General features: G+C 42.3%; 23 protein-coding genes and 1 tRNA gene. 13 read left to right on the top strand and 11 right to left on the bottom strand.

Annotated features, from left to right (window positions below):
* Window positions 1–153 precede the first annotated feature (153 nt).
* From U5K72_16195 to U5K72_16165, 7 genes are all read left to right on the top strand, one after another.
* Window positions 154–954, top strand: coding sequence for a PAS domain S-box protein (locus U5K72_16195; GenBank protein MDZ7720357.1), 801 nt, complete (start codon window positions 154–156; stop codon window positions 952–954).
* 100 nt (window positions 955–1,054) lie between these two features.
* Window positions 1,055–1,420 (top strand): response regulator, encoded by a 366-nt coding sequence (locus tag U5K72_16190; GenBank protein ID MDZ7720356.1) that lies wholly within the window; start codon window positions 1,055–1,057, stop codon window positions 1,418–1,420.
* 14 nt (window positions 1,421–1,434) lie between these two features.
* Window positions 1,435–2,634 carry a GAF domain-containing sensor histidine kinase gene (locus U5K72_16185; protein ID MDZ7720355.1) on the top strand — a complete coding sequence of 400 codons (1,200 nt, stop codon included), beginning with the start codon at window positions 1,435–1,437 and terminating at the stop codon, window positions 2,632–2,634.
* A gap of 112 nt (window positions 2,635–2,746) precedes the next feature.
* On the top strand, window positions 2,747–3,259 hold the full coding sequence (locus U5K72_16180) for a phosphoheptose isomerase (protein MDZ7720354.1): 513 nt from the start codon (window positions 2,747–2,749) through the stop codon (window positions 3,257–3,259).
* An 18-nt stretch (window positions 3,260–3,277) separates the two neighbouring features.
* Complete coding sequence (locus U5K72_16175; GenBank protein ID MDZ7720353.1) at window positions 3,278–4,378, top strand: glycoside hydrolase family 3 N-terminal domain-containing protein; 1,101 nt, start codon at window positions 3,278–3,280, stop codon at window positions 4,376–4,378.
* A gap of 46 nt (window positions 4,379–4,424) precedes the next feature.
* Complete coding sequence (locus U5K72_16170; protein ID MDZ7720352.1) at window positions 4,425–4,997, top strand: DinB family protein; 573 nt, start codon at window positions 4,425–4,427, stop codon at window positions 4,995–4,997.
* 26 nt (window positions 4,998–5,023) lie between these two features.
* A complete protein-coding gene (locus tag U5K72_16165; protein ID MDZ7720351.1) occupies window positions 5,024–5,941 on the top strand; it encodes a glyoxylate/hydroxypyruvate reductase A in 918 nt (305 codons plus the stop codon).
* 1,022 nt (window positions 5,942–6,963) lie between these two features.
* Here U5K72_16165 and U5K72_16160 read toward each other — a convergent pair.
* The 4 genes from U5K72_16160 to U5K72_16145 form a co-directional block, all read right to left on the bottom strand.
* On the bottom strand, window positions 6,964–7,476 hold the full coding sequence (locus U5K72_16160; protein ID MDZ7720350.1) for an N-acetyltransferase: 513 nt from the start codon (window positions 7,474–7,476) through the stop codon (window positions 6,964–6,966).
* Window positions 7,477–7,580: 104 nt separating this feature from the next.
* Window positions 7,581–8,699, bottom strand: a complete 1,119-nt coding sequence (gene rlmN, locus U5K72_16155; GenBank protein MDZ7720349.1) for a 23S rRNA (adenine(2503)-C(2))-methyltransferase RlmN — start codon at window positions 8,697–8,699, stop codon at window positions 7,581–7,583.
* A gap of 748 nt (window positions 8,700–9,447) precedes the next feature.
* Entirely contained in the window at window positions 9,448–10,071 is a 624-nt protein-coding gene (locus tag U5K72_16150; GenBank protein MDZ7720348.1) for a peroxiredoxin-like family protein, read from the bottom strand.
* Window positions 10,072–10,131: 60 nt separating this feature from the next.
* A complete protein-coding gene (locus U5K72_16145) occupies window positions 10,132–11,382 on the bottom strand; it encodes a hypothetical protein (GenBank protein MDZ7720347.1) in 1,251 nt (416 codons plus the stop codon).
* 605 nt (window positions 11,383–11,987) lie between these two features.
* On the opposite strand from U5K72_16145, the gene U5K72_16140 reads away from it, so the two are divergent.
* The gene (locus U5K72_16140) at window positions 11,988–13,613 is read left to right on the top strand and encodes an NAD-binding protein (GenBank protein ID MDZ7720346.1); all 1,626 of its coding nucleotides are present in this window, start codon (window positions 11,988–11,990) and stop codon (window positions 13,611–13,613) included.
* 8 nt (window positions 13,614–13,621) lie between these two features.
* On the opposite strand, the gene U5K72_16135 is transcribed toward U5K72_16140, so the two are convergent.
* From U5K72_16135 to U5K72_16105, 7 genes are all read right to left on the bottom strand, one after another.
* Complete coding sequence (locus U5K72_16135; GenBank protein MDZ7720345.1) at window positions 13,622–15,136, bottom strand: potassium transporter TrkG; 1,515 nt, start codon at window positions 15,134–15,136, stop codon at window positions 13,622–13,624.
* Window positions 15,136–16,482: a Trk system potassium transporter TrkA gene (gene trkA / locus U5K72_16130; GenBank protein MDZ7720344.1), complete on the bottom strand. Its 1,347-nt coding sequence runs from the start codon at window positions 16,480–16,482 to the stop codon at window positions 15,136–15,138. Before trkA ends, U5K72_16135 begins: the two co-directional genes overlap by 1 nt.
* Window positions 16,483–16,988: 506 nt before the next feature.
* Entirely contained in the window at window positions 16,989–17,429 is a 441-nt protein-coding gene (locus U5K72_16125; protein ID MDZ7720343.1) for a nucleoside deaminase, read from the bottom strand.
* Window positions 17,430–17,431: 2 nt separating this feature from the next.
* A complete protein-coding gene (locus tag U5K72_16120; GenBank protein ID MDZ7720342.1) occupies window positions 17,432–19,003 on the bottom strand; it encodes a prolyl oligopeptidase family serine peptidase in 1,572 nt (523 codons plus the stop codon).
* Window positions 18,903–19,709, bottom strand: a complete 807-nt coding sequence (locus U5K72_16115; GenBank protein ID MDZ7720341.1) for a DPP IV N-terminal domain-containing protein — start codon at window positions 19,707–19,709, stop codon at window positions 18,903–18,905. Before U5K72_16115 ends, U5K72_16120 begins: the two co-directional genes overlap by 101 nt.
* Window positions 19,710–19,819: 110 nt before the next feature.
* Window positions 19,820–21,241: a phosphoglucomutase/phosphomannomutase family protein gene (locus tag U5K72_16110; GenBank protein MDZ7720340.1), complete on the bottom strand. Its 1,422-nt coding sequence runs from the start codon at window positions 21,239–21,241 to the stop codon at window positions 19,820–19,822.
* A 229-nt stretch (window positions 21,242–21,470) separates the two neighbouring features.
* Window positions 21,471–22,568, bottom strand: coding sequence for an IS110 family transposase (locus U5K72_16105; GenBank protein MDZ7720339.1), 1,098 nt, complete (start codon window positions 22,566–22,568; stop codon window positions 21,471–21,473).
* 508 nt (window positions 22,569–23,076) lie between these two features.
* Here U5K72_16105 and U5K72_16100 point away from each other — a divergent pair.
* The 5 genes from U5K72_16100 to U5K72_16080 all read left to right on the top strand — a co-directional run bounded on the left by U5K72_16100 (window position 23,077) and on the right by U5K72_16080 (window position 26,811).
* Window positions 23,077–24,078 (top strand): porin, encoded by a 1,002-nt coding sequence (locus tag U5K72_16100; protein MDZ7720338.1) that lies wholly within the window; start codon window positions 23,077–23,079, stop codon window positions 24,076–24,078.
* A gap of 207 nt (window positions 24,079–24,285) precedes the next feature.
* Window positions 24,286–24,359 (top strand) — tRNA-Ile (locus U5K72_16095).
* Between the two features lie 521 nt (window positions 24,360–24,880).
* Complete coding sequence (locus tag U5K72_16090) at window positions 24,881–26,056, top strand: tyrosine-type recombinase/integrase (protein MDZ7720337.1); 1,176 nt, start codon at window positions 24,881–24,883, stop codon at window positions 26,054–26,056.
* On the top strand, window positions 26,057–26,488 hold the full coding sequence (locus U5K72_16085) for a hypothetical protein (protein MDZ7720336.1): 432 nt from the start codon (window positions 26,057–26,059) through the stop codon (window positions 26,486–26,488). It abuts the gene before it with no gap.
* Between the two features lie 44 nt (window positions 26,489–26,532).
* Window positions 26,533–26,811: a hypothetical protein gene (locus U5K72_16080; GenBank protein ID MDZ7720335.1), complete on the top strand. Its 279-nt coding sequence runs from the start codon at window positions 26,533–26,535 to the stop codon at window positions 26,809–26,811.
* The last annotated feature ends 164 nt before the right edge of the window (window positions 26,812–26,975 follow it).

Genomic DNA, 26,975 nt, shown 5'->3' with positions numbered 1-26,975 from the left:
ACGGCCTAAACGACCTCTCAGTAGGTAGTTGATGAAATAAATAAATACGCTTTTCACGTCAACTACTTCTCCTATAAAAAAGATAAATTTGTATGAAATAGAGACGAGACGACAATAATAGTCAACGGGAATTGAATTCATGCAATTTATTTTATGAAAACGAATGAAGTTGCGATTCTAAATGCATTACAAAGTGCAGCCATTATTCTTGATGAAAATGGTGATATCGCTTTTGCAAACAGGAGATGGAACAGAAATACAGGTTCTTTTAGCTTGTCCGGGGATAAGTTTCAACCCAGCAACTTTATTGAGCACTGCAAGGTGGCTATAAATGAAGGCAACGATTATGCCCTTCGATTACTCTTTGGAATCAGAGAGGTTTTAAACGGAACCAAAGAAGAATTTAAGATTACAATAAAATTTGCTTCAGCCCGCGCAAACAGATGGTATAAAACAGAAGTCTCTCCTATTCAGCTAAATTCTCAAAAACATCTGTTGCTTGTTTTTAATCCCGCCTCTGAAAATATCAAAACCATCCACCGTTTAAGAGAATCGGAAGCCCTGTACAGGCAAAATTTTAAGTACTCCACAGCAGGTATCATTTTCGGTAAAAGCAGCGGTGAAATTCTGGATGTAAATCCTGCCGCCTGCAAAATGCTTGGGTACACTGAATCGGAATTAATGGAGGGAGGCCGAAGCATGATTGTAGATGTAGATGATCCCGCCCATAAAGAGGTCGTGCGTATTCGAAACGAAAAGTCCGTTTTCCGGGGAGAGAAAGAGTACAAACATAAAGACGGACACTACATTCCCGTTCAGTTAACCTCTGTGAAATACAGTTCCGATGATAATGAACAGCATATCATCAATACCTTTCGGAGTCTCCAACATGAAAAAACAAGCCAATATACCCTTGAAGAGGAACGCAGATTCACAAAAACAAATTTGTCATAACATTCCAGAAATCAAATTCAGTAAAAGGATCAAGTAATTCTATTACTAATCACAAAAATTTTATTTTTAAAAAAAGCGTGGCCTGACCACACAAAAGATTATGCGTATTTTAATTGTTGAAGATAATGCAATTCAAGCCTTAACCCTTGAAATGATTGTAAAACGATTAGGTTTTACAGAGGTGGAAAAAGCTTATTCACCAGAACAAGCACACGAAGTTTTAGAAAATTATGAACCTGATATAATGTTTGTGGATATCAATCTCGGTACTGAAGTAACCGGTGTTGATATTGTAAAAAGAGTACAACAAAAACACCCGGTTCGTGTTCTCTATATAACCGGTAATTCTGATTCTCATCATAAAAACCTGGCAGACGAAACCGATTATTTTGGTTATGTAGTAAAACCAATTGATCCAGTGCAGATTAAAGATATTCTTTCCAAGGAAGAATTGCTCATTTCATAAAATTTACAATGTATATGTCAACTGCAATTGAAGAAGAAAAGCGGGTTGAAGCTCTTCGTGTTTATGATATTATCCACAGCAATTCGAAAGAGGAATTTGACAAGATTACCGAATTGGCAGCAGCTATTTGCGAGGCACCCATTGCAAAAATCAATCTTCTTGACAAAGATACCCAATGGACAATATCCAATTATGGGTCTGAGCAATACGAACGCTCTATAGCCAGGGAAAAAACGGTTTGCCAATACACCATCAAGCAGAAATCAATCCTCGAAATACCTAATCTCAGCAAAGATTCGCGGTTTAAAGATGCACCTTATGTAAAAGGCGAACCGTATTTCGAATACTATCTGGGGGCTCAATTAAAAAATCCGGATGGATATACAATTGGAGCTCTCTGCGTTCTTGACTTTAAAGAACGCCACCTTTCAGATCGCAAAAAAAGAGAATTAGAGATGCTGGCCGAGCAGGTCATGACCTCCCTGGAGTTGCGAAAACAGAACCAACAGCTTACTGAATTGAATGAGCAAAAAAACAACCTCATGAAGATTCTAAGCCACGATTTAAGATCTCCTCTAAGCGGAATTATCGGTATGAGCGATCTTCTCGGTGAACTTGTTGACGAGGATAATAAGGAGGCGATGGAGATGACCTCACTTATCAATCAAAGTGCAAAACAGCTTAACCAGTTAATTGATGATATACTCAACTATACAATCATCGAGTCAAAAGGATTTACACTGAATCGTAAAGAGACTGATTTACACTCCATTGTTGAGAATATGAGGCGGCTGTATATGCCATCTGCCAAACTTAAAAATATAGATATGGCATTCGATGTGGATATAGGCAAAAAGGTATGGATTGATGATGAAAAATTTGAACAGATTTTTGGCAATCTCCTGTCCAATGCTATTAAATTCACCACGAAAAATGGAAAAATAAGGAGCAAAATTTTAGAACAGAATGACAACCTCATTCTGCAAGTTTCTGATACGGGTGTAGGAATGAAGGACGAGAAGATTCAAAATCTGTTTACCAATGAGAATGCCAAAGGACAAGAGGGAACCTCCGGGGAAAAAAGCACCGGTTTAGGGCTAAATATCATCAAACATTTTACGGATCTTCACGGCGGCTCAGTAGATGTAGAGAGTACAATTGGCGAAGGAACAACCTTCACCGTTCGGCTTCCGCTGTCGGATGAAAATGCCTGATCTCTTATAGTACCTTTATAAAACTCCGCTCCTCTTTTTCTATTTTAAGGAACCAATGTTTTGCCGTACATTTCTCAAAACTAAAAACTATTCACGGCAACAAGAACACTGAATGATTAACTTTAAAGAAAACATTGATAAAGAATCAGCTTTTCGATCTGTTCAGGAATATCTAACGTCGAAAAATTTATCAATCCAGGCTAAAGATAAAGAACGTCCCTGGGGTGGTTTTTTTGTGATTGATGAAACCTCTCTCGAGACCTTTATTGATCAATTTTTTCCATCTTCTGATCCGAGAAATAACAGCTTAGACCAGGTGCTCAGCCCGAAAATTCTGCTTGTTCAGCCTGATAAACGTCTGTCCTGGCAATATCATTACCGGCGTGCGGAACTTTGGAAAATCATAAACGGACCGGTTGGCATAATTCTGAGTGATGATGACAATCAAACAGAACTTCAGAAGTTCAACTCAGATGAGTTGATTAAAATTGATTGCGGAGAGCGCCATCGCTTGGTCGGTTTAGAGGAATGGGGTGTAGTTGCTGAAATCTGGCAGCATACCGATCCATCCAACCCGTCTGACGAAAACGACATTGTACGCCTTGAAGACGATTATGGCCGATAAATATTGGAATCTTTTCCTATGAAAAACCTGATTTTACTTTTCTTAACTGTTCTTTTTACTGCTCCTTTCTGCTTTGCTCAATCAGAAGAACCCACACTTGATGAGAAAATCGGCGAGATGCTGATGATCGGTTTTAAAGGATATGAGGTCAGTGATACATCTCATATTGTACGGGATATCAAGAAGTATCATTTAGGGGGTGTTATTCTCTTTGATTATGATGTGCCGACCGACAGACCCGTGCGAAATATTGATAGCCCAAAACAGGTTCAGCGTCTCATTTCTCAACTCAATGATCTTTCGGATCAGAAACTGTTTATAGCCGTTGACCAGGAAGGCGGCCGGGTAGCACGGTTGAAGGAATCACGTGGGTTTGTGCCGAATGTCTCAGCCGAATATTTGGGAGAAATTAATAATGCTGACTCCACTCGCCGCTATGCAGAATCGATGGCTGACCAACTCCATCAACTGGGTTTTAATCTGAATTTTGCCCCTGTGGTTGATCTGAACATAAACCCGGATAACCCTGTCATCGGCCGAATTGAACGGAGTTTTAGTGCCAATCCGGAGATTGTAGAGAAGCACGCTTCCATCTTTCTCGAAGAGTTTAACAAGCGCAACATTCTCGGAGTTTTAAAACACTATCCGGGACATGGCAGCGCCTGGAATGATTCGCATGTTGGCATGGCCGATGTTACGGAAACCTGGCAAGAGACTGAGTTAGAGCCGTATCGCGATCTGATTCAAACGGATTACCAATTTGCTATTATGACCGCTCACGTTCTCAATAAAAACCTTGATGAAGAATGGCCGGCTACATTGTCGAAAGAAGTTCAAACAGAGCTTCTCAGAAATGAACTTGGATACAATGGCGTCCTCTTTTCGGATGATATGCAGATGGAAGCAATCCGTTCATTTTACGGGATTGAAACAGCCATCACCAGAGCGATCAATGCTGGTATTGATGTATTGGTTTTTGGGAATAATTCAGTGTATTGGCCGGATATTGTGCCGCGGGCTGTGGAGATTATCAAACAAAAAATCGACTCAGGAGAAATTTCGGAACGTCGAATTGATGAGTCGTATCATCGAATTATGGAAGCAAAGAACTCTTTGTAGATCGAGTAAAAGCCATTTTTATTATACAATCTAAGAAATGCGTAACATGGCAAAAACATACTCTTACGATGAAATGTCGGATCTTATCAAAAAAGATATTGACCGAATTAGCGATTTCTATGAGATCCCCGAAGATCTGATTTCGCTGAAGCCTGAACCGAAAAGTTGGAGTGCCTGCGAAATTATTCAACATATCAACAAGTTCAACGGGCTTTACATGAAAGAGTTAAACAAAGCGATTGAATCCGGAGAACCTGTTAAAGCGAATAGCCAGGAGTTCAAACCCCGATTCATATTCAGGCAGTTTATTCATTTCCTTGAACCGCCTTATAGATTAAAGTTAAAAACCATTGCCCCGATGTACCCAAATAATTCTGGCAATACAGATCCTGAAAAGCCGATCAATGAATTAAAAGAGAGCAATATTGAGATCAGGAACCGGATTGATAGCTTTCGCGAAAAGCAATTGGATTTGAATAAAATCAAAGGAAATAACCCGGTATTACAATGGGTGTCTATGAGCCTTACTGAATTCATTTTAATTCTTGAGGCGCATCAGCGGCGACATTTCTGGCAATTGCAGCAAACCCTTCTGAAACTCTCGGGTGATAAATACTGATTTTGAATTAAAAACCAACGGTATCCATGTCGATTTTACTGGTTGCGAAAAACAGAAATTTAGAACCATTTAAAGAAGCGCTGCTCAAGGCCGATAAAAACCTGGATGTAGAGATCTGGCCGAATATTGAACAGCCGGATCGGGTGCAGTTTGCCGTCGCCTGGAATCAGCCTGAAAATCTGTTTGATTCCTTTCCAAACCTGAAAGTTATTTCATCACTGGGAGCCGGAGCAGATCATCTGTTAAAAGATTCAACGATCCCCGATCATATCATTTTTACAAAAATCACCGAGCCGTCTTTAATCTCACAGATGATTGATTATGTTTATGCCTGTGTACTTACCATTCTGCTGCGGCTTGATACTTACCAGAACTCAAAAAGTTGGAAACCTCAGCAAAAATTTACCCGCGAGGAGCTGAATATCGGTGTGATGGGACTTGGAAATATTGGAAAAGAGGTGGCTGTATATCTGGCTGATCAAAAGTTCAACGTACTGGGACTATCTAATTCCAAAAAAAGCATACCTAATGTAGAAACATTTACACCCGAACAGCACAAACTATTCCTGAGCCGGGTGAATATTCTTGTAAACCTTCTGCCTCTTACCAAAGAAACTGAGGGTATTTTGGATCTTGATCTTTTTAAATCGCTCAGCAGTCCCTCCTTTTTGATTAATGCAGCACGAGGAGATCATTTAGTGGATGAAGACCTGATCTACGCATTGGATACGGATACAATCGAAGCGGCATACCTGGATGTGTTTTCTGAGGAGCCTCTGCCGGAATCGCACCCGTTCTGGAACCGAAAGAAAATTCATATCACTCCACATGTGGCCGGGGGAAGTGATCCCGATAATGTTGCAGCGGAAATAGTTGATAACTATAAACGGCTGCTTTCGGGGATGAAGTTGCAGAATGTTGTAGATCGGGAGAAGGGATATTAAATACCATTTAAAGAGGGCTTTGCAAAACCGTGGTTACTGGTCAATCTGAACTCGATTCAGATTCTCCATTCGTCTTTATAGCCTGTATCTGGAGATCCTGAATCAAGTTCAGGATGACGGTCAGAGTTTTGCAAAGCCTTCTTAAAAACTCTGAATGTGGCTAAAGCCACTTATGTTTATTCACTTTTATTACCCGTCAGTTGAAACTGAGTACGTGTTTAGCGCGTGAAAGAATTCTTGCTCCAGGCCATTCATTCATCGTTTCGCCCTCTCCCCCAACCCCTGACATTACCCATAAAATCTCAATTTTTGAGATGATATCTTTATCAAGGTTTATTGGAAAGGTTGAATATCATTCATAATAATAGGCTATCAACCGTAACGTTCACCTTGTTCATCCCGACGCTTCGGGACAAAAGAACCAAAAATTCAAGGCGGTGAAAGAATTGGCGGCGGTCACTGAATCTCTGCTACCTTTTATCAATGGTCCACCGCGTTTATAGCTTGTTAACATCGTTAAGAGCCGGTATGATAAAAGGTCTCCGCAGATCTTCAGGCTCCCTCAATCCGCCAATTCTTTCGAGGCCGGAGTTGTTCTGACCCTAAAATAAATCAACTCTAAAACAGCAATGAATAGATGTTGAAGCACCTATTATTCATCTTTCAAAAAGCGTATTGCAAATCTATTTTTAAAATGATAAACAGATATTTTTCGAAAATATACCTAACAGCTTTACGTCAATCATTACCAATACTTTACATAGACTAAATTAGTCATATTTGAAATTACATGGGTAATGTCAGCTCCCAACCCCTCTCCCCGCGGGAGAGGGGCGAAGGGGTGAGGGCGAAAAAACGGTCTGTGCCAAGAGATTGGCTTTTTTCGTCTGTCAGATCGGTAAACAGGTACGAAACTGACGGTAATAGATAAAATCCAGCTACAATTTGATCTTAATGATGGCGCGAGCGTCTCGATCGTAACCATTCCGTAAGCAGAAGAGAGATGGTTGCGTTATCCTTATTCAACTAAATTCTTTGAAAAGCGGATGATATTCTACCAATCCTTCGGGAATATAATCTGTAAAAGATTTAATCAAAAAATACTCCGGCGGAACACCTTGTAGCATCAATTGCTCATTCTGTTGAAACCCAAAACGATTATAGTATTCCGGCTCACCAAGCAATACGCAACCTTTTGCTCCTGATTTTTTGATTTTATCTAAGCCTTCTAAAATCAATTTTGAACCAATTCCCTTGTTTTGATATCCCGAGTGAACCGAGACCGGAGCCAGACCAAACCATGAACAATTTTCTTCATTGATGGTAATCTCAGAGAAGGCAATATGTCCTACAATTTTTCCATTTATCTCGGCAAGCAATGATAAATCCAAGGCTCCGGCCTTTCTCAATGCATCAACTAAAAGATGCTCTTTTTGGTTGCTGTAGGAGAGGTTTTCAAATGCGGATTTGACGACACTACGAATCTGGGATATATCGCTCTCTTTTTCGGGCCTGATATTTATCTTGAAATTCATCCTGGAAGCCTTTGAAAGTTTAACGATGGAGCGTTTAGCTGGTGCTCAACCCAAAGCACAAGCGAGACGTTTGCGCTATCTTTCTCCAATTCCAATAACGATTATCAGTTCTCCTTCGCCATGCTCTTTCCTCTCTCCTGCCCCTCTTTTACAGCAAGCTGGCCACATCCGGCATCAATATCATCTCCACGGCTGCGGCGGACGGTCGCTGTCACATCCTTGCCTATCAATGCTTGCATAAACCGATCAAGTCGATTTTCCCGCACTCGTTTCAGTTCAACCCCGGCTACATTATTGTACATGATAATATTCACTTTCGATGGTACCCAACGGGTTATTTTTGCCAGATTGTGAGCATCCTCAACCGAATCGTTAAACTGATCGAACAGAAGATATTCATAGGTAACCGGCTGCTGTGTCTTTTGAAAATAGTAGGTTACAGCTTCTTGCAGCTGTTCGAGATTCAGGGACTCATTGATCGGCATAATTTTATCCCGCTTTTCATCATCGGCGGCATGCAGTGAAATAGCGAGATTTACTCCCAGATCTTCATCGGCAAGCTGTTTGATCTGCTTGGAAAGACCTACCGTGGAGACCGTAATTCTGCGGGGTGACATCTCCAGGCCCAGCGGATCAGACAAAATTTTGGCGGATTCCACAACCGCTTTGTAGTTGTGCAGCGGCTCACCCATTCCCATATACACAATATTGTTGATTTTTTTACCAAACTTCTCCTCAGCAACTTCATTGATAATTTGTACCTGGTCTACAATCTCACCATGTGTGAGATTTCGAAAATATCCCATCTTGCCGGTGGCACAAAATGAACACCCGAACATGCAACCCACTTGCGAGGAGACGCAAACCGTAAGCCTGTTAATCGATCCATCAGAATAGAAATCGGGAATCAGTACAGCCTCTACCTTATACTGATTGGGATCGTCTAACTGGAACAGAAATTTGATCGTACCGTCCTTAGACTCCTGTTTATTAAATACCTCAATTCGTTTGATATCAACCAGATCAGAAAGTGTAGCCCGAAGATCTTTCGAGAGATTGGTCATCTCCTCAAATGAACTGACACCTTTCTGGTAGAGCCATTGAAACACTTGGTCAGAGCGATAACTCTGCAGGCCCAAATCTTCAAGGGTTTCGGAAAGCTGGTCTTTCGTAAGGCTTTTTAAATCTGTTTTTTTCGTCTCTGTTATCTCTTCATTTTCCATGGGCTAAAGATACAAACATACAGGCGGAATCAACAGAGGGTGTGAATATCGAACACTGAATATCTAATGTTGAATTTCGAAGGGTTCTATCCCCAAACTGGCGCAAGTGTTAAATCCGGTATTCGAAAGCAAAAATTGGAATAATACAGGGTTTGAGAAGTTACCCCGAAATTTTTACTTCTTGAACTGTAAGTTCAATAAAATCAGAAGGATACTTTTTTAAACAAGTGGAAATGCTCTTTGTTTGAAAGAAGACTACATAATAAGCCCCAAAGGGGCGTCATCAATAGCATGGGGTGAAACCCTATGAAAAATAACGCATTTCATTCGATCAGCCCTGAAAGGGCGTAAGCCCAAGAGATTGTCAGAGGAAAGCTTACGCCCTTTCAGGGCTACACAATTCCTATGATTCCCAATACATAGGACTCCGTCCTATGCTATTGATGACGCCCCTTCGGGGCTTTTGATCGCAAAAACTCCTTGGTCCCGACGGTTGGGGACGTTTCAAAAACCGAGACAAATTTCATCGTCATTGCTAATTATTTGCTTAAAAAAATGTGGTAACTCCTCAATACAGGGTTTGTCTTGCTGGAAGAATAATTCTGCCATCCGTAAGTCAAGGATGTCACTTGTGCCTATGTTTATTTGCAAAGGGAAAGGGGCACAAGTGACGCTTCGCTTAACACTTGCGCCAGTCGGTGGATTCTATCACTTCGACATTCGATGTTCATTATTGGTTATTCGATATTCATTCCAGAATCTTCCCGACTGCTGATAAAATCTCATCATTCTCAATCCGTACGGTATAATCAGGGTTGAAATAACGGTAACGGATTACAGCCGTGGTATCTACCAAAAAAGCAGCCGGTACCGGTAACATGTAATGATCGTATCCCGACCGTTTGGCCAGATCAAGTCCATTTTTCTTATAGCGGTTCACAGTAACCGTATCGACTTTGAAAGCCAACCCAAACTTTTTCGTTGCATTCATATCGCTGTCTGAGAGCAGCCGGTAGTTCAATTCGTGCTCCATTGTTGATTCTTTTAGATAGGATGGTTTATCGGGACTCACTGCCAAAACCTGTATCCCCCTGTCATAAAGCTGCTCCTCTATTTCTGCAAGCTGGCTTAGGTGCTTGTTGCAGTACGGACACCATCCGCCACGATAAAAAATAAGGAGCGTTGGTTTTTCTGAAACCAGTTCACGAAGGTTAGCATCGTGATTAAACACAGTTTTTAGTGTAACATCCGGAATGATTTCCCCGGTTTCTACAGGGGATACATCTTCAGCTCGTTCGGGAACCGGAGAATTCATACAGTTGGTGAGCAACAGAGCCAGGCATATTACAGAAATAAGACTATAATATTTCATCTTCTTTTTCTTAATAATAGAAGCCTGAAACCTAAATAGATTCACAAAATGGTAACAATCTCAGAAACGTGGGTTCACCACATTATTATAAATTGAGCCAAAAGTATAGGAAAGGCCAAATGAAAGACTATAATCATAAGCCGTTGGGCGTTGAACCCCTTCAATAATACTAATGGGATCGTTCGGGTCTACTTCGGAGGGAAGTTCCAGGGATAACTGATCGTTGATGAGCCTGTAACGGCCGGAAAAACTTACGGAGAGCCCGCGCACAATTCGCACATTCAAAGACGGATTTATCACCAATCGGTTGATGGAAAGATCATGAAAGTAGTTAGCTCCTGCTAACCGAATATCCACCCTGCCCCATCGCTGATCATATCGCAGCCGGGTACTCAGTTCCTGGTTCATCACAAACTCAGAGTCTTTCAGAAAAATTGTAGTGTTAAAATATTTCCGGTAGGCTGGAGAAAGGCTGTACTGAATAATAAAGCGGCGTTCCTCGTACTCCGTATAGGGGAAAAAGTTGTATTCAAATGCAGGTGAGAGTTCAGCATTTAAAGCAATATTACCGGTTCTCGAGAAGTTCATGCGGTTGAACAAGCCTACAGACGCATGGTCGTTTATGGTGTAGGCTACCATCGTTCTGTATTCACCCCAATCGCGATTTACATTAATCGTTTGATCGGTCAGCTCTACATTCCTCCGGCGAATCTCTCCGCGAACTCTTGAACGAATTTTCCAGATCGGGGTGATTCTCTCTGCCTCAATCCCATTATAAAGACCAAAATTAAACTCAGAAGACTCCCCCCACATGTTTGAACGAACATCAAGGTCAAACACCCAATTGTTCCAGGGGTCCTCAACAGCTTCTTCTTCTATGTCCTCTTCATCCGGTTCTTCGTAAAAAACATCGAGTGACTCCATCGCCCGTGTATTACTCACGAAAGGAACGAGACCTATCTTTATGTATCTCGTAAGGCCTCTTCGGCGTTCATCACCCGAATCAGTACTTGGAGATACATATTTGAGCGTATCCGAGCGATTCATCTCCATATTGATGTCCGAAAAGATAAGTGTAAATTCGCGTCCCCCACCTGCCGTGCCCAAAGAGTTAACCAAAAGATAGATGTTGGCGTCACTCTGATCTCTCACATAATTTACAAACGTTACATTGGTTCGAATGTATGAAAAATCGCAGGAACCGCAGTCGAGATAAACATTTGGAACAGAATTCTGAGAACCATTTCCCTGAGCCATAACTGCCTGGGATGCAATAATAAAGAGAAAAATAAATGTTAAATGGCGATACACGAATGCCTGTTGCCTTGTAGATTGATCTTTCAAAGAATCTTAAAAGTAATCAATTCAACCCGTGAATTTCCAATCAATCCGTAAGTTCTTTGTAAAAGGTTTAAATTTTTTAAAAAAGCCTCGTGACACCCTTCTGTCCAACTGCTTTCTTTTTTGCAAAAGATCTATCTTTGGATGACCGGAAAAGTTAATCGGTTAAAAATGAACACACATCAAACGCCGAAACCAGCCTCCTGATCTATTTTCAAAGCTCTTTTCAATTATATTTTATCGATCTGATTGTCTCTGTAAGCAATTTCAAGTAATTTTCTGTTTCTTGATGGTATTTAAAATTGCTTCACAAACTTTCAATGTTTTTCTTTTGAATAAGTCTACAAAACCTCTGTTGAACTTGAAATCGAGATAGTGTAACAGTTCTGAATCATTCTGAGTCCCGTACTATCGGGATTAGATGACGTAACTAAAGTCCTAATATTTCTGTTAGGAAAGTATCTTGAACCCATGTTCTGTATAGATTTTAACTACACCCAAACAACTTGAAATTTCTCGGCTCTCAATTATCCTATTTTTTCGCTAATCGGCGGACAAAAACCAATGTTCGAAAATTGTTGAAATTTATCGGGGTTTTGTTCGCGATGTATATAACCTATTCTATTCTTTTTCATTACATAGCTATTTACGAGGAGGTTGAAGGGGGTTACTCCTGGATAACCGGGTTTTACTGGACATTGGTAACCATGTCTACCCTTGGATTTGGTGATATCGTATTTCATAGTGATATAGGACGTCTCTTCTCTATGGTGGTGCTTTTTTCCGGGGTTCTATTTTTGCTGATTCTTTTGCCGTTCACCTTTATTGAATTCTTCTATGCTCCCTGGCTGAAGGCACAAAACCAGGCCCGTGCACCAAATAAGGTAGATGATGATATTAAAGATCACATCATCATTTCAAAGCTCGACTCCATTACCGAAGCTTTAATAAAAAAGCTGGAGGCATATAAAATTGATTACGTCATACTGGAACCGGACCTGCAAAAAGCCCTCGATCTGTCTGATTTAGATTATAACGTTGTTAACCTTGATCCCACAGATCTTGAGACATACAATCATCTTCAAATTGAGAAGGCATCCATGTTTATTGCCTCAGGAACCGACACCGAAAATACCAATGCAGTTTTTACAGTAGAGGAGGTTCAGCCGGACCTTATGATTGTAGCAACAGCTACGTCCCCTGATTCTATTGATGTACTTCAACTTGCCGGAGCTAATCATGTTTTAAAAATGGGAGAGATTTTAGGGCGCGCACTGGCCAGGAGAACCCTGGGCGGAGATGCAAGAGTTCATGTTATAGGCCATATAGACCGAATGGTAATTGCAGAAACCACGGTAAAGGGAACACCCTTAATTGGCAAAACCATAAAAGAGAGTAACATACGCGAAAAAGCCGGTGTAAATATTGTGGGTATTTGGGAGCGCGGATTGTTTAAGATTCCATATCCCGATACAATCATCCGTGATGAGAGTGTACTTGTTCTTGCCGGAACCGTTGCACAATTACGTGCATACGATGAACTATTAAGCATCTACCATGTATCCGATCATCCGGTTATCATTATTGGTGGCGGAAGAGTTGGACGTGCTGCCGCAAAAAGCCTGGAAGAGAGAGGGATAAATTATCGGGTAATTGAAAAAAAACCGGATCTCATTATGGACGATGACAATTATATTTTGGGCGATGCAGCTGATATTGATGTACTCCACAAAGCCGGAATTGATCAGGCTCATACCGCTCTTATTACAACTCATGACGACGATATTAATATTTACCTCACTATTTATTGCCGGCAGCTTTCACCTGAAATGCAGATAATCAGCCGTACAACTTACGAAAGAAATATTAATACCATGCATCGTGCGGGAGCCGACTTTGTTATGTCGTACGCCTCCATGGGAGCCAACTCTATTTTCAATATTTTAGAGGGACAGGATGCAATGGTTTTGGCTGAAGGGTTAAATGTTTTTAATCACCGAATCAATAAAAAATTAGCCGGAAAAACATTGATTGAATCGAACATCCGGCAGGAGACTGGCTGTACAGTTATAGCTATCGACTGCGAAGATGAGAATATGGATATCAATCCCTCCCCCGATACTGTTTTAGAGCTCGATAAAGAGATAGTACTGATCGGCTCATTCGAAGCTGAAAATGCCTTCAACAAAAAATATGAGTAACTTCTCCGTCAGTTTTTCCAGTACCAGGGTGTAAACAAGACTAAAACTGTAAACAGCTCCAGGCGGCCAATCAACATCAAAATCAAGAGAACCCATTTTCCGAATGCCGGCACTGCTGCGTAATTCTCGACAGGTCCGAACTGCCCCCATGCCGGGCCGATATTTCCCAAACTGGCAATACTTGCTCCCATGGCAGACATCATGTCAAACCCCATGAGACTCATAAAAATGGCGCCGACTGCAAAGATGATAAAGTACATCACAAAAAAACCAAGAATTGTTTTCAAAATTTTAGATTCCACCACGCGCTCCCCGATTCGGATGGGCAACACCGCCTGCGGATGTATAATCTGACGAAATTCCCGGCTGATATTTTTCATGATAATCATAAGGCGCATCATCTTAATTCCGCCACCGGTTGAACCGGCACAGCCGCCGGTAAAAAACAACAAAAACAGCAGGAAGGAGGTAAATGGCAGCCATAACAGATAATCATCCGTGCCGAAGCCGGTTGTTGTGAGAATGGAAACCACCTGGAAGGCGCCATACTGAAGGGCTTCACCGAATGAATAATCTTGTGCAATATATAATCCGGCTGTTATAGCTGTGGTAAAAATTAGTGTGAGAAGAATGTAAAAACGGAGCTCCCGATTTTGAAAAAACGAACTGATATTACCCGTAAACAGCCGGTAATGCAGTGCAAAATTGATCCCTGCGAGAAACATAAACACCGTGATAATTACATCTATATAAACAGAATCGAAAGCAGCAATGGATGCATTCTTTGTTGAAAATCCACCGGTTGCCAGGGTAGCAAATGCATGATTGATCGCCTCAAACCAATCCATGGATGGATGCAGCCAAAGCAGTATAAACTCTCCGGCTGTTAGCCCCACGTAGATCGTCCAGAGCAGCATCGCCGTTTCCTGGATTCTTGGAGTGATTTTATCGGCCGTATTCCCTGAATATTCGGCTTGATAGAGCTGCATGCCTCCAATTCCCAAAAGCGGAAGCAAGGCCAGAGTTAATACAATAATTCCCATTCCGCCCAGCCAATGAGAAAGAGATCGCCAGAAGAGAATGCTTTTATCGAGAGATTCAATATCCGGGTTTTGAATGCCCGCTGCCGTGATTCCCCCGAAAATGGTAGCCCCGGTTGTAGTCAGTCCGCTCATCGCCTCAAAAACGGCATCTGTGTACGATGCAAGTGAACCGGAAAGGGTAAATGGGAATGCCCCGAATATGGATCCCAAAAACCAGATTAGGGTCACAATCATAAAAGCTTCGCGCATTCGCAGTTCCTCTTCCGGTTTGTAGAGGTAGAAAAGTGTTCCTCCTATCAGCATGGTCCCGCCTGCTGTTATCAGAAATGCACTCCATGATGCTTCCTGGTAGATCAGTGCTATCAAAAAAGGAAGTAACATAGCCACTCCCAGGAAAAACAGAAGTCCGCCGGTAATTCCCCCAATTAACCGGAAATCAATTCGCGGGCGGTTCGCACTTTGAGACATGAATTCAACCATCAGAAAAGTTTTTCTACTTGATGGATAGCATTGGGAAGAGCCAGTACAATCACCCGATCTCCTTTTTTAATGACCGAATCGCCGGTGGCTACTTCGGCTGAATCTCCGCTTAAAATTCCACCTATTACAATACCATCGGGAATATGTATTGAATGGATTGGTGAGTTGGAAATATCGCAGTTTTTACCTGCCACAACTTCCATAATTTCTGCCTTAATTCCGTGTAATGCCTTTACGGTTAACAGTTGCCCTTGACGAATATGACGGTGAATTTCATCCGAAGCCGACGCTTTTACGTTAACCACAGCATCAATTCCAATCGTTTGACTGAGTGGAGTATATTGTGGTTTAGAAACGAGAGCGACCGCCTTTTTCACCTCAAGATGCTTCGCCATCAAACAGGATATTATATTTGATTCCTCATCGTCCGTGACGGAAACAAAAGCATCCATCTCCTGGATTCCCTCCACAACCAGCAGATTCGGATCGGTGGGATCGCCATTTAACACAAGTAGATCGCGCTGATTATTTGCAATGTCAGTCGCTTTATCGGGATTTGGCTCAATCAGTTTAATTTCCCATTTCTGTTTGTCTTGAGAGAGTTTTTTTGCAAGCATCCGGCCCACTTCATCTCCTCCCGCAATCATAATTCGGCGAAGGCTGACATCTTTATGGCCGGTCGCCTCAATGATATTCCGAACGTGTTCAATTTTAGTGATGATAAAAATATGATCCAGCGGCATGATCTTGTTATCTCCGCGCGGAATGATTGTACTTCCCCGACGAGAAATAGCCACCACTCTGAAAGGAATCTCCGAATACGATTCGGCCAGATCCTGAAGTGTTCTGTTGACCATATCAGAGTGTTTCTCCACGCGGAGTCCCACCATTTGCAGCTGACCATCGGCCAGGGAAACCACATCACTTGCAGAGGCCCTTTTTACCAACTGATGAATTTCGTTGGCCGCACTTTCTTCGGGGTGGATCAGTACTTCAATTCCCAATTCTGAGGGTGTAAGAGGAGAATCTTTACGGGAAAGTTCGTTGTTCCGAACCCGCGCAATAACGCGTTTAACACCCAGGCGTTTGGCCATCATAGACGCAATGATATTAACCTCATCCACACTGGTAACAGCAACCATCAGATCGGCTGATCGGGCTCCGGCCTCAACAAGTATTTTTGGAGAGGTAGCATTACCCTCAACAGTGAGTACATCAAGATTATCGAGCACCCGCTGCAGGCATTCTTTCCGTTGATCTATAACGGTAACGTCATGTTTTTCAATGGACAGAACTTTACTCAGTTCATATCCAACCTCACCGGCACCCGCAATTACTATTTTCAATGATTTCCTCGTTTTTGAAAAGAATCATTCAAAGTTATCCTTATTCCATAGAAATTGAAAGGCTGTATGAATATTGAACACCGAATCTACAATTTCGAATTTCGAAGAGTTCTATCACTTCAATATTCAGTATTTACTTGTTCCGAAGGTCCCTGATCATTGTAGCCCCGGCGTAGTTTACTCGTTCCGAAGGTCTTCCTTCGGAACGCTCCCGTGGAAGCTCTGCTTCCGGTAAAACGTTTTAGAATATATTTTTTATTGCCAGTTTAACAGATGAATCGAAGCGGAGCTTCGAATTGGCGTACCAAAGGAGACCTTTGTACCTGTTTAGCGATCTGACAGATGAAAAAAGCCAATCTCTTGGCACAGACCGTTTTTTCGCCCTCACCCCTTCGCCCCTCTCCCGCGGGAGAGGGGTTGGGGGAGAGGGCGAAACGATGAATGGAACAAGGAGTCTTTTCGCGCTAAACACATACAGACCTTTGGCACGAGGAAACATTTATTAATCAAGAGTACTTTTGCAATAGATCCTCACACTCCGAAGCCATAAAACCCGAATGCAATTCTATGTTTGCTGAACTTTTTTGGATCATCTCCTCCGCCCGAATCTCAATCTGTTTCATGTAGGAAGAGATCGTTGGGATATCACACCCATAAACCACGGTTTGAATACCGGACCAGATGATGGCACTCGTACACATGGGGCAGGGTTCACATGTGGTGTAAAGAATAAATCCGGAGAGATCCTTTTTTCGAAGCTGATCGGAGAGGTTTCGAATGACTTCTATTTCTGCGTGAGCTGTGGGGTCATTCTTTTGTTTGGTTTGATTGGCGGCAGTTGCGAATAACTCCTCTCCCATAGCCAAAGCAGCCCCAAATGGAGTGCTGTTTTTTTCGGCAACATCAATAGCTGCCTGCATGATATGTTTTGCGGGCTTCAGGCTCAAAATTACTTACTGCTGGTTTCAGAGCTGTTGGTTTTTCCGGGCTTCAGATGTCTGTTTAGATAATTTGTATAGGTTTTATAGAGCAAAATTTCACTCTGTAAGTTGTAAGATACGCTGTGATCGCCCGGCGGGTAGATCCTTAAATCAACATCCTTTCCGGCGGTTGTAAACGCCGTTACCATCTGCATGGTATTCTGGATGTGAACATTTTCATCCATCGAGGAGTGGGCGACCAACATATTTCCTTTCAGGTTTTTTGCGTGAGTCATTACGGCGCTTTTTTCATAGCCTTCCTCATTCTCATCCAATAATCCCATATATCGCTCTGTATAAATAGTATCGTATAGCCGCCAGTCGGTAACCGGTGCCGCTACAATTCCCGTTTTAAATATATCAGGGTGTAGAACCATCGTCAGGGCAGCCATGTAACCACCGTAACTGTGGCCCCGAATAGCCATTCGGTCCGCATCAATCCAATCATATTCTGATGAAAGATATGTAGCCGTCTCGGTAAAGTCTTCCGCCTCGAGCTCTCCAAGATTTTTATAAACGGAGTTCTCAAAATCCCAACTGTATCCGCCATTTCCGCGATTGTTTACATTCGCAATTACATATCCCTGCTGAGCTAAATATTGATACCAGGCTGTGGTTTCGAACTCATTTTGAACACCTTGTGAGCCGGGACCGCCATATACCATCAAGATCAAGGGGTATAATCGGTTCGGATCAAAATTGGTCGGTTTAATAATATAAGCGTCCAGCTCCCGGCCATCTGATGTAGTGATTGTCTCCATCTCTCTGGGTGAATATGCATATTGTTTGATATAATCTTTCACAGATGCATTGTCCACAAACGTTTCGATTTTCTCCCCGCCGTTTGCAGTAGTCCACAATTCAACCTGATTGGGCGTGGACACATTCGACCACGTATCGATATAGTGCCTTCCATCCGGCCCCATACTGAAGGAGTGCATACCCACCGTTTCGGTATATTTTTGTTTGTCCGATCCATCAAATCCAATGGAGTAGAGATGACGTTCCAGCGGGCTCTCTTCAGTAGAAACATAATAAATTTGTTCCTGGCTACTATTAACAGCAAGTATATTGGTCACCTCCCAATTTCCGTCTGTTACCTGGTTCATCAACTCCCCATCATAATTGTAGCGGTACAAATGCTTATATCCATCCCGGGTTGATAACCAGAGAAATTCCTGTCTGTCATCCGGAAACACAAAATAGCTCTCCAGGTCTGATCGATGATCATATACCTCAATCCAGCCATTTTCCGTTGATTCTTCCATGATAAGTTCTCCATTGCCGGAATTCACATCAAAAAAGGAGAGGGCCACATGATTTTGCTGTCGATTCATCTTTACAACCGCCAGTTCACCGGCATTGCTTGTCCACAAAATTCTTGGAATAAGTTCATCATCCTCCGCTTCCGTAAGCCAGGTGTTTTCGCCGGACTCAACATCAATCACACCAACCTTTACGCCGGGATTTTTCTCTCCAACTTTGGGATATGGGAATATCCGTGTATTCCGGATATTGGCCTTCGTACGAAGTAGATACAAATCGTTTTACGTCTCGTTCATCTGTCTGCCAATAAGCAATGTATCGACTGTCAGGCGACCATTTCCAGGCCTGCACTAAACTAAATTCTTCCTCATACACCCATCCGAACCGTCCGTTGAAAACATTCTCTTTTGAATCAAACGTAAGTTGTGTTTCCTCTCCACTGTTCAAATCAAACACGTACATCTCTCCATCACGATGGTACGCTACTTTCTCTCCATCCGGGGATAGTTCCGCAGTAAACGCATCTTCAGCAATCAGGTTCATCGTCTCATCTTCCAGCGAATAGTAATAGTAGTTGGCAATTCCCGAATTTCGATAAACAGGAGTAAAATCCGACTGAAAAACCAGGAATCGAAAATCGTTCGACCATTGAAATGATTTGTAGCTGAAAGGATCATCACTACCGGGAAACGTATGGTCAGAATCACGGAAAATCAGCTGATCTTCCCCGGTAGAGGGATCATACACGCGAATATCATTACTGTTTTCGGCTTGATTGTATTGCATATAGGAAAAGCGATCCCCACCCTCAATCCATTGCACATTTTTCGGGCCCTGTTCTCCGGTTAATTGACGGGTTGAAAAAAGTGCATGTTCAATATTTTGGTATTCCCGCTGAGCAAATAAATCTGTCGGTTGTAATAAAAACAACAGGCATATAGTAATGAGACCTGAATAAAGTTTTAAAAAGACGTATTTCATAAAAATGTTTGGTTTTTATCGACATGATAACAATTGAAGAACGCAGGTTTGGGCACAATCATACAATGAAGTTTATACTCCAAATTCTGCAGATGATTCGCTTAATTTTTTTATGACAGAATCTCAGGACGATCCACCCACGATGTTGCATCCTCAACGAAAGCAACGGCATCTTCTTTTGTGGCCGCTTCCGAGTAGATCCGCAACACCGGTTCAGTACCAGATTGACGCACCAGCAGCCATGACCCGTTTTCCAGGTAATGTTTGATGCCATCTTTCATATCCCAGCCCGTAACCTTCCGGCCGGCAATCTCTCGTAGTTTCTTCTCTTTGCAATAGTTGATCATACCCTTCTTTTTTTGATCATTCGTGTGAATGTCATTCCGGTAGTAACTATGCGGTCCATACTCATCAAAAAGATCCTGAACCAGTTCACTCAACGATTTACCGGATTTCACAACCATCTCCGTAATCAAAAGGCCAATGTAGATACCGTCCCGTTCCGGCAGATGCCCTTTCACGGCAATTCCTCCCGACTCCTCACCGCCGGCAAGAATATCCTCATTTACAATTTTTTCGGCGATATGTTTAAATCCAATAGGCGTAACATCTATCGGCAGATCATATTTTTCGGCCTGTTTGTTGAGCATATTTGTAGTAGAAAATGTCTTCACAATTTTTCCGCTCATTCCTTTTTCGTTATGAAGATATTCCACCAGTAAACTCAAAAGCTGATGAGAGGTTACAAATGTTCCGTTTTCATCCACCATCCCGATTCGGTCTGCATCTCCGTCATTCGCCAGTCCAACCGCACAATTGTTATTTACCACACATTTTGATAGTTCATCCAAATTTTTTTCCATCGGTTCGGGGGGTACTCCTCCAAAAGAGGGATTAATCTCACCGTGAATCTCCAACACCTGATCGGGTAACAACTGTTGTACAATCGTTCTGCCCGACCCATACATCGGATCGTGAGCAATCTTGATTCCGCTTTTCCGAATTTCATCAAGATCAATCGAGTCCCGAATAAGGTTTAAATATCCGTCACAAATATTCATTTCACGAATCAATCCTTCCCTCACACACTCTAAATAGGGTTTGATTTGAATCGATTCGTCATATAGATCCAGTCTTTGTTCCACGCCGGCAATTTGATCCGGATTGGCAGATCCCCCAAATGGGGCCTTGATTTTAAATCCATTATACTCCGGCGGATTATGACTTGCCGTTATGACAATTCCGATTGTATTGAAATGCTTTGCTGCCCAGCTAACGGCAGGCGTGGGTGTAATCCGGTCAGCCATTCGAACCGGGATCTGCATAGAAGCAAAAACAGCAGCCGCATGTTGGGCAAACCGTTCGCTTAGAAAACGTGCATCATACCCAATCACCACACCGTTTTCGGTTACCTCTTCATCCACAATCCATTTTGCAACCGCCTGGGTAACCACTTCAACATTTTTAAATGTGTAGTTTTCTGCGATTACCGCTCTCCAGCCGTCCGTCCCAAATTTAATCTGATCTGTCATTTCTTCTTGCCCGTCTTATCCAGTATTTTTATTCCTATCTCTGAAAAGTACGATACCATCAAGATTATATCTAATGTGATTGAAGACTATGATAAGATCCGCGAAGTCTTTTTCGTACGTATTTAGCGGTTTGAGTCAAACAACCTGACAGAGCGCCGTTCTTTTCGGTTCCTGTCAGGTACTGTGTTAAAAATCAATATATTTTTATAGTTTTTGAGTTCAAAGAACATCATGATGCTTTTGCATGTGATGTATCTACTGTAGCCTCTCCGTCAGCTGATGGAGGGGCTATCTTTGTTTGATGTTGGTTGCGTTGGTTTTGAATGACATCCGGATCAAATGTTTGTTGTTTATTCCACAATACATACATGTAGGTCAGTAGTTTTTTCTGAACAGCTACGTGGGCCTTCATCTTCACATTGTGGACCGAGAGCAGTCGCTGGTATAATTCATATACCGGACCCCGCTCACACCGCACAATGGTCGAGGCAGGCATATACATCGTCTTGCGGATATATTTGGAGCCTTTTTTGGAAATTTTCGGTTGTCCGGTCCATTTGCCGGATTGTTTGACCACCACATCATAACCGCTAAAGGAAATTAACTGAGAAATGCTGTGGAACTCAGCGAATCCGTTGGTCTCAGCCAGGATGCAGGCAATCGTCAGCATGCCGATCCCGGGAATACTTTTCAGACAAGCGACCGAGGTCTTCAGATCGTTGCGAGACTTCAGGTGTTTTTTGATAAGACGGGTCAGCTTGTCAATTTGCTCACTGAGTGTCTGAATACACTCCTGTAGAGCTCCGTCAACATAACGGGCTGGCTGCCCGCTGTGGGAAAGGGCGTGAAGTTGGTTACGCAACTGTGTGCGCTGCTCCAACAATTCCGAACGCGTACGGGTCATGGACCGCAATTCCCGCCAAAACGGATCGATTCCCTTCCACGCAGACAGCTTGCGTTCGGCTCCCATCAGCGAGAGTCCCTCAGCATCAATTTTATCGGTTTTACTGCGATATCCCTGAGATTCGATAAACTTTTTTGATTGACTGGGCAGGACCACGGCCAGATGAATCTCCGGGTGATGCTGGCCAATATGCAGGGCCAGTGGTTCATAATACACGCCGGTGGCTTCCATCGTCACACGAACCGGGGCTGGTTGTTTGTTGGTGTGTCTCCTCAACCAACGCATACAGGCTTTAAAACCAGAGAGTTTGTTTGCAAAAGTTTTGCGGGCAAGTAGATGGTAGGTTTGTTCGTAAAGATTGTAGCGTTGCAGACACGCACTGAACTCATCTTTGGACATATCGGTACCAAGGCTGTAAATCATGGGTATTATGAAGTTTTGGTTCACATTTAAACGCTAAACAGGATCCTGACGCACCCAGCATGTCTCATAAATTGGTGATATTGCTACGAGCCGACTCGAAAGCAATTACAATAGGTACTGTTGGAGGTCAACGACAGAAAAATGGGCCCGGATATACCTGACAGAGTACATCCAGCACAAGCGGTGCTCGAACTGGTGTTTAGAGTTGGGAAGGAAGTACCAGACCCATTCCTTGTTCAGCAATGTTCATAAAAACGTTTCAAATGGTTACATTTCCAAATCATATGGGAGATGTAACATATGAGAGTTGTGGGATAAGGGCATTTCCTTCGAAAACCGTCCCACGCGACTCTGGCAGGAGCTATCGCACTCTGACAGGACGCTAAACAAATACTCTTTTTCATACTTCGCGGATCTCTACTCCCTTTCTTATCTTAAAACTTCCATCAAAACCCTTGAAAATATATTATTGTTCAGACATTAGTCGTCAAAAAAATAACCTGCTTTCATGAAAAAGATCGTTATTACCGGGCTCTTTTTACTCATATTCACTACAGGCCTCCGGGCCCAGGAACCGGCTGCCGACCGGATGAGAGATCACCTGAAATCGGAAGAGTTCAGTGTCGGTATGTTATTGCAATCGATCGGTAATTTTTCTTTTACCGATGACGATTTTAACGGCGGGAACCTGTTTGATATCGGCGCTACCCGTTTGAGTTTTCAGGGAACGGTGGACAACAATTTTATCTACAAAATGCAGATCGATTTCCGGCGATCCGTGAGCATAATGGATGCACAGGTTGGATATGCATTTTCAGATAATTTCAGAATCATAACCGGGGCTTTTAAACCCTTTTTAAGTATCGATCTTGATCCTAATCCCGGTATTACGGATTTCATCAATCGTGCAAGACACGTAGGTGCGATGATGAATTCAAGGGAAATCGGCATCACTGCACTGGGAGAATCCGGCAACCTGAACTACCGGGTTGGCATGTACAACGGGAACGGACTTAATCGAACAAATGATGGCGGATTTCTATACACAGCTCGCCTCGGTTATTTATTTCCATCTGATAACAGTGATTTTGAGATTGGATTGAACACTGCCGTCAACCAAACCGAAATGGAGCGAGTCGGAAATTCCGGGTTGATATCTACCGGTGACCGGATACTCTATGGATTTTTTACTCAATATGACAGCGAGTCGCTTTTTGGAACGTTTGAATTCCTGCAAACCCAATTCGATACACCTCAACCGAATACTGAAGAAACCATCACCGGATTTTTTGCTACACTCGGAACCCATCTCTCCGACAAAACAGATCTGCTTGCACGATGGGACCATCTTGAATATGACGAGCTCGACAGAAAATCTGAACTTCTCACATTCGGTTTGAATCACCAGGCCACGCAACTGGTCAGCTTCCAGGTAAATCTGCTTACTTTAATCCCTGAAGCAGGTGATACGCAGGTTGGCCTGTCCGGGAATTTTCAATTTCAGTTTTGACCCATCTCCTCCCTTCGCCAAGGCTACGGAAGGCTGGCCTCTCCCTTTACCGCCGGTAGTCGGTCAGGCTCCTATTCCCAAAAAATAGAGCAAGGAAGAAAAAGATGATTACTGTTTACTGTCAACTGACCTTGTATCTCGCCGTGAAAGCTCGTAATTTTAGAGTCTTTCGATTGATCGAATATCAATCGTTGCCCATCCACAAACGGGCCCGTAGCTCAGCCGGTTAGAGCAGTCGACTCATAATCGATTGGTCGGGGGTTCAAGTCCCTCCGGGCCCACTTTTTTCTTCCCTCCTGAAATTACCAAAAAATCGCCCTTTAATCCGTTTAAACGTACATTTTTTGAACTTTTCCAGATTCAATCAAAAAAAGACTGCGTGAATCATTTTCATTTTTAAACACGAATTACGTAATTAGTGGGTACACCAGTGGGTACAAAAATGGAGGTAGTTAACACTTTTCATCCAAGATTTTGTGCTTTATTTGGGACTATTTAGAAGCCAATAAATGGGTACAAATTGTACCCGCTCATGTACCCATTCAGAATTTTGAACTTCATCCAGGGTAAGCTTGAAAAAATCTGAATTTGGATGAGGAAAAGTCCCTCCTTTCCAAGTCTCTTTTGATCACGAGACTTCGGGGGAGGCAATTTAGGGATGGTTGAAGATTGTAACGAGCCAGTTATTGAACTTGTAGCCTTGAATAAAGAACAAGAACACCCCTCCCGCCTAAAGGCGGACTCTCCTCAAGGGGAGACTCTTTTAAAAATGTAATTCGAACTCAAATGAACTACGTTATTTATGGCCAGTCTTAAGAAAAGAGGTGATATCTATTACATCCGTTTCTTTAGAAAAATAAATGGAAAAAGAGAACGAAAGGCGTTCAGTTTAGGAACTACACTCAAAAGGGAAGCCGAAAAGCTGCGGATAGAATTTGAAGACAAATATATTCGGGGCGAGATCGATCCCTTTAATGGCTGGACTCCTCAGAAAGAAGCAGAAAAGAAACGGGAGAAATTAAAAGGCCGCTATATTTCACTTCATAAAGCTGCAAAAAAATTCGTTGCACAACGAAGCCAGGCAAACGCGACTACCAAGGAAAATTACCGCAAACATTTGGATATGTTGAAGAAGAAACTGGGAAAAACCATGCCGGTAACTCAGATTTATGAATCGGATATCCGCGAGTTTTGTTTTCGGTCTGATCTGGCCCCTGCTACCCAGGCCAGTTACCTCCGGCATCTCAAAGTCTTTTTTAACTGGCTCTATGAACGCGACATCATAAAAGAAAACATCGTCAAAAACATCAAAGCTCCCCGAATTCCGCAGAAAATTACACAAAAAACGATCTCAAGAAAGCAACTGAATAAAGTGTTTAAGGCGTTTGATAAATTCTATAAAATCCAGGAGAAAGAAGGAGCCGTCACCAAACCTCATCAAAAACGGTTGTGGTTTAAGCCGATGATCAATACGATCTACTATTGCGGACTCAGGGCAAAGGAGGCGGTTAATCTAAAATGGACTGACGTTGATTTGACTGGGAATCCAAACGATCCAAAGGATTACGGGCGTATTTACATTACAAATACAGATGATAACACCACAAAATCCGGTAAAGAACGCGTCATACCGATCCGCAAGCCTCTAAAACCTTGGTTAGAGCAATGGCATAAAGACCAGGGCGAACCGAGTGACGGATATGTATTTCCCAGTTCGACAGGACTGAATCGATATCATGGAATGGACCCCGGAGCACTGTCGAAATCCTTTAAGAAATTTGTGAAGAAGGCCTCCAAGGTTCCAAACACCGTAACTCTGCATGGATTACGCCATTCTTGCGCAACGGACCTGCTGAGAAAAGGAGTTCCCATCCATATTGTTCAAAAAATTATGGGACACTCATCGGTCCATGTAACTCAAATTTATGAACATCTGGATCAGAACGATATTACGAATGCGATAAAGGGGATTGAATAAATGGATAAGGATTACTTAAAAAAACTGATTCTTGACTTAATTTGCTCAAGCAAAGTTGAAAGCGGCTTTGTGAACGGTCGGCCATCCTATAAGGAAGCTGCGATTATTTATGTTGAGCTTGATGACGACATTGAGGATCTCAAATATCAATATTTATCGGAGTACGATGGTTATGATAAAGAGCAGATATCAAATATAGAAAGGGATAGAAAACGACTCTCCAATATCATTGAAAAGAAAATTGAGTGGTTGGATTGCTATAAACCTCAGGTTGAAAATTATAAACGCTACGAAGTTCAACTTGAAGCATTACCGACTGAAAGGTTAAAAGATTTCTGCATTTCATTTAATCGGTCTACGGCAAGAAGGACTTTAGACAGTAGCTTCGATTTCATTAAACGTAACTCGACCGAATTCAGTTCAACCATTTAAAATCTCTCGCTCAAAGAAGATTAGGAACGCGCTTCATATACAAATTGGAATCAATCAGAACGACGTACTGTGAAGAAATTGAACTGGAAGGTGTCTTTAATTTAAAGCAGCCATTCGAGAGTGTTCCTGATGCCTGTCATTATTACGAGAATGAGTTAGGTGATCAACTGACCAGAAAAATTCTCAAAGACCGCATCAAAAAATATTCAACTATTCACGAAAATGGTGAAAAACTTGATTGGGAAGTTATCAATAAAAGAATCAATTCCTGGGTCGACCATGAAAGCAGCAAACCCAATAGACAGAAAATCCCGCACAAGTAAATTTCAGCTTTTTTTCGATTCTGTAGTTTTATCCTCTTTTTCTGTAAAAAACAGGTTATTTCTGTAGAGATTTTCAGCTTTTCTGTAGTTGACCTACAGATTTTTCTGTTTTTGGGCATACGCCAAAAATTCATTTTCGGGATATCATGAAGTGAAACATTTTC

It is taken from the genome of Balneolaceae bacterium, assembly GCA_034521495.1.
Taxonomy (GTDB): Bacteria; Bacteroidota; Rhodothermia; order Balneolales; family Balneolaceae; genus Rhodohalobacter.
The sequence above is the reverse complement of the archived record's forward strand: the minus strand, read 5'-3'. Positions and strand labels throughout refer to the sequence as shown.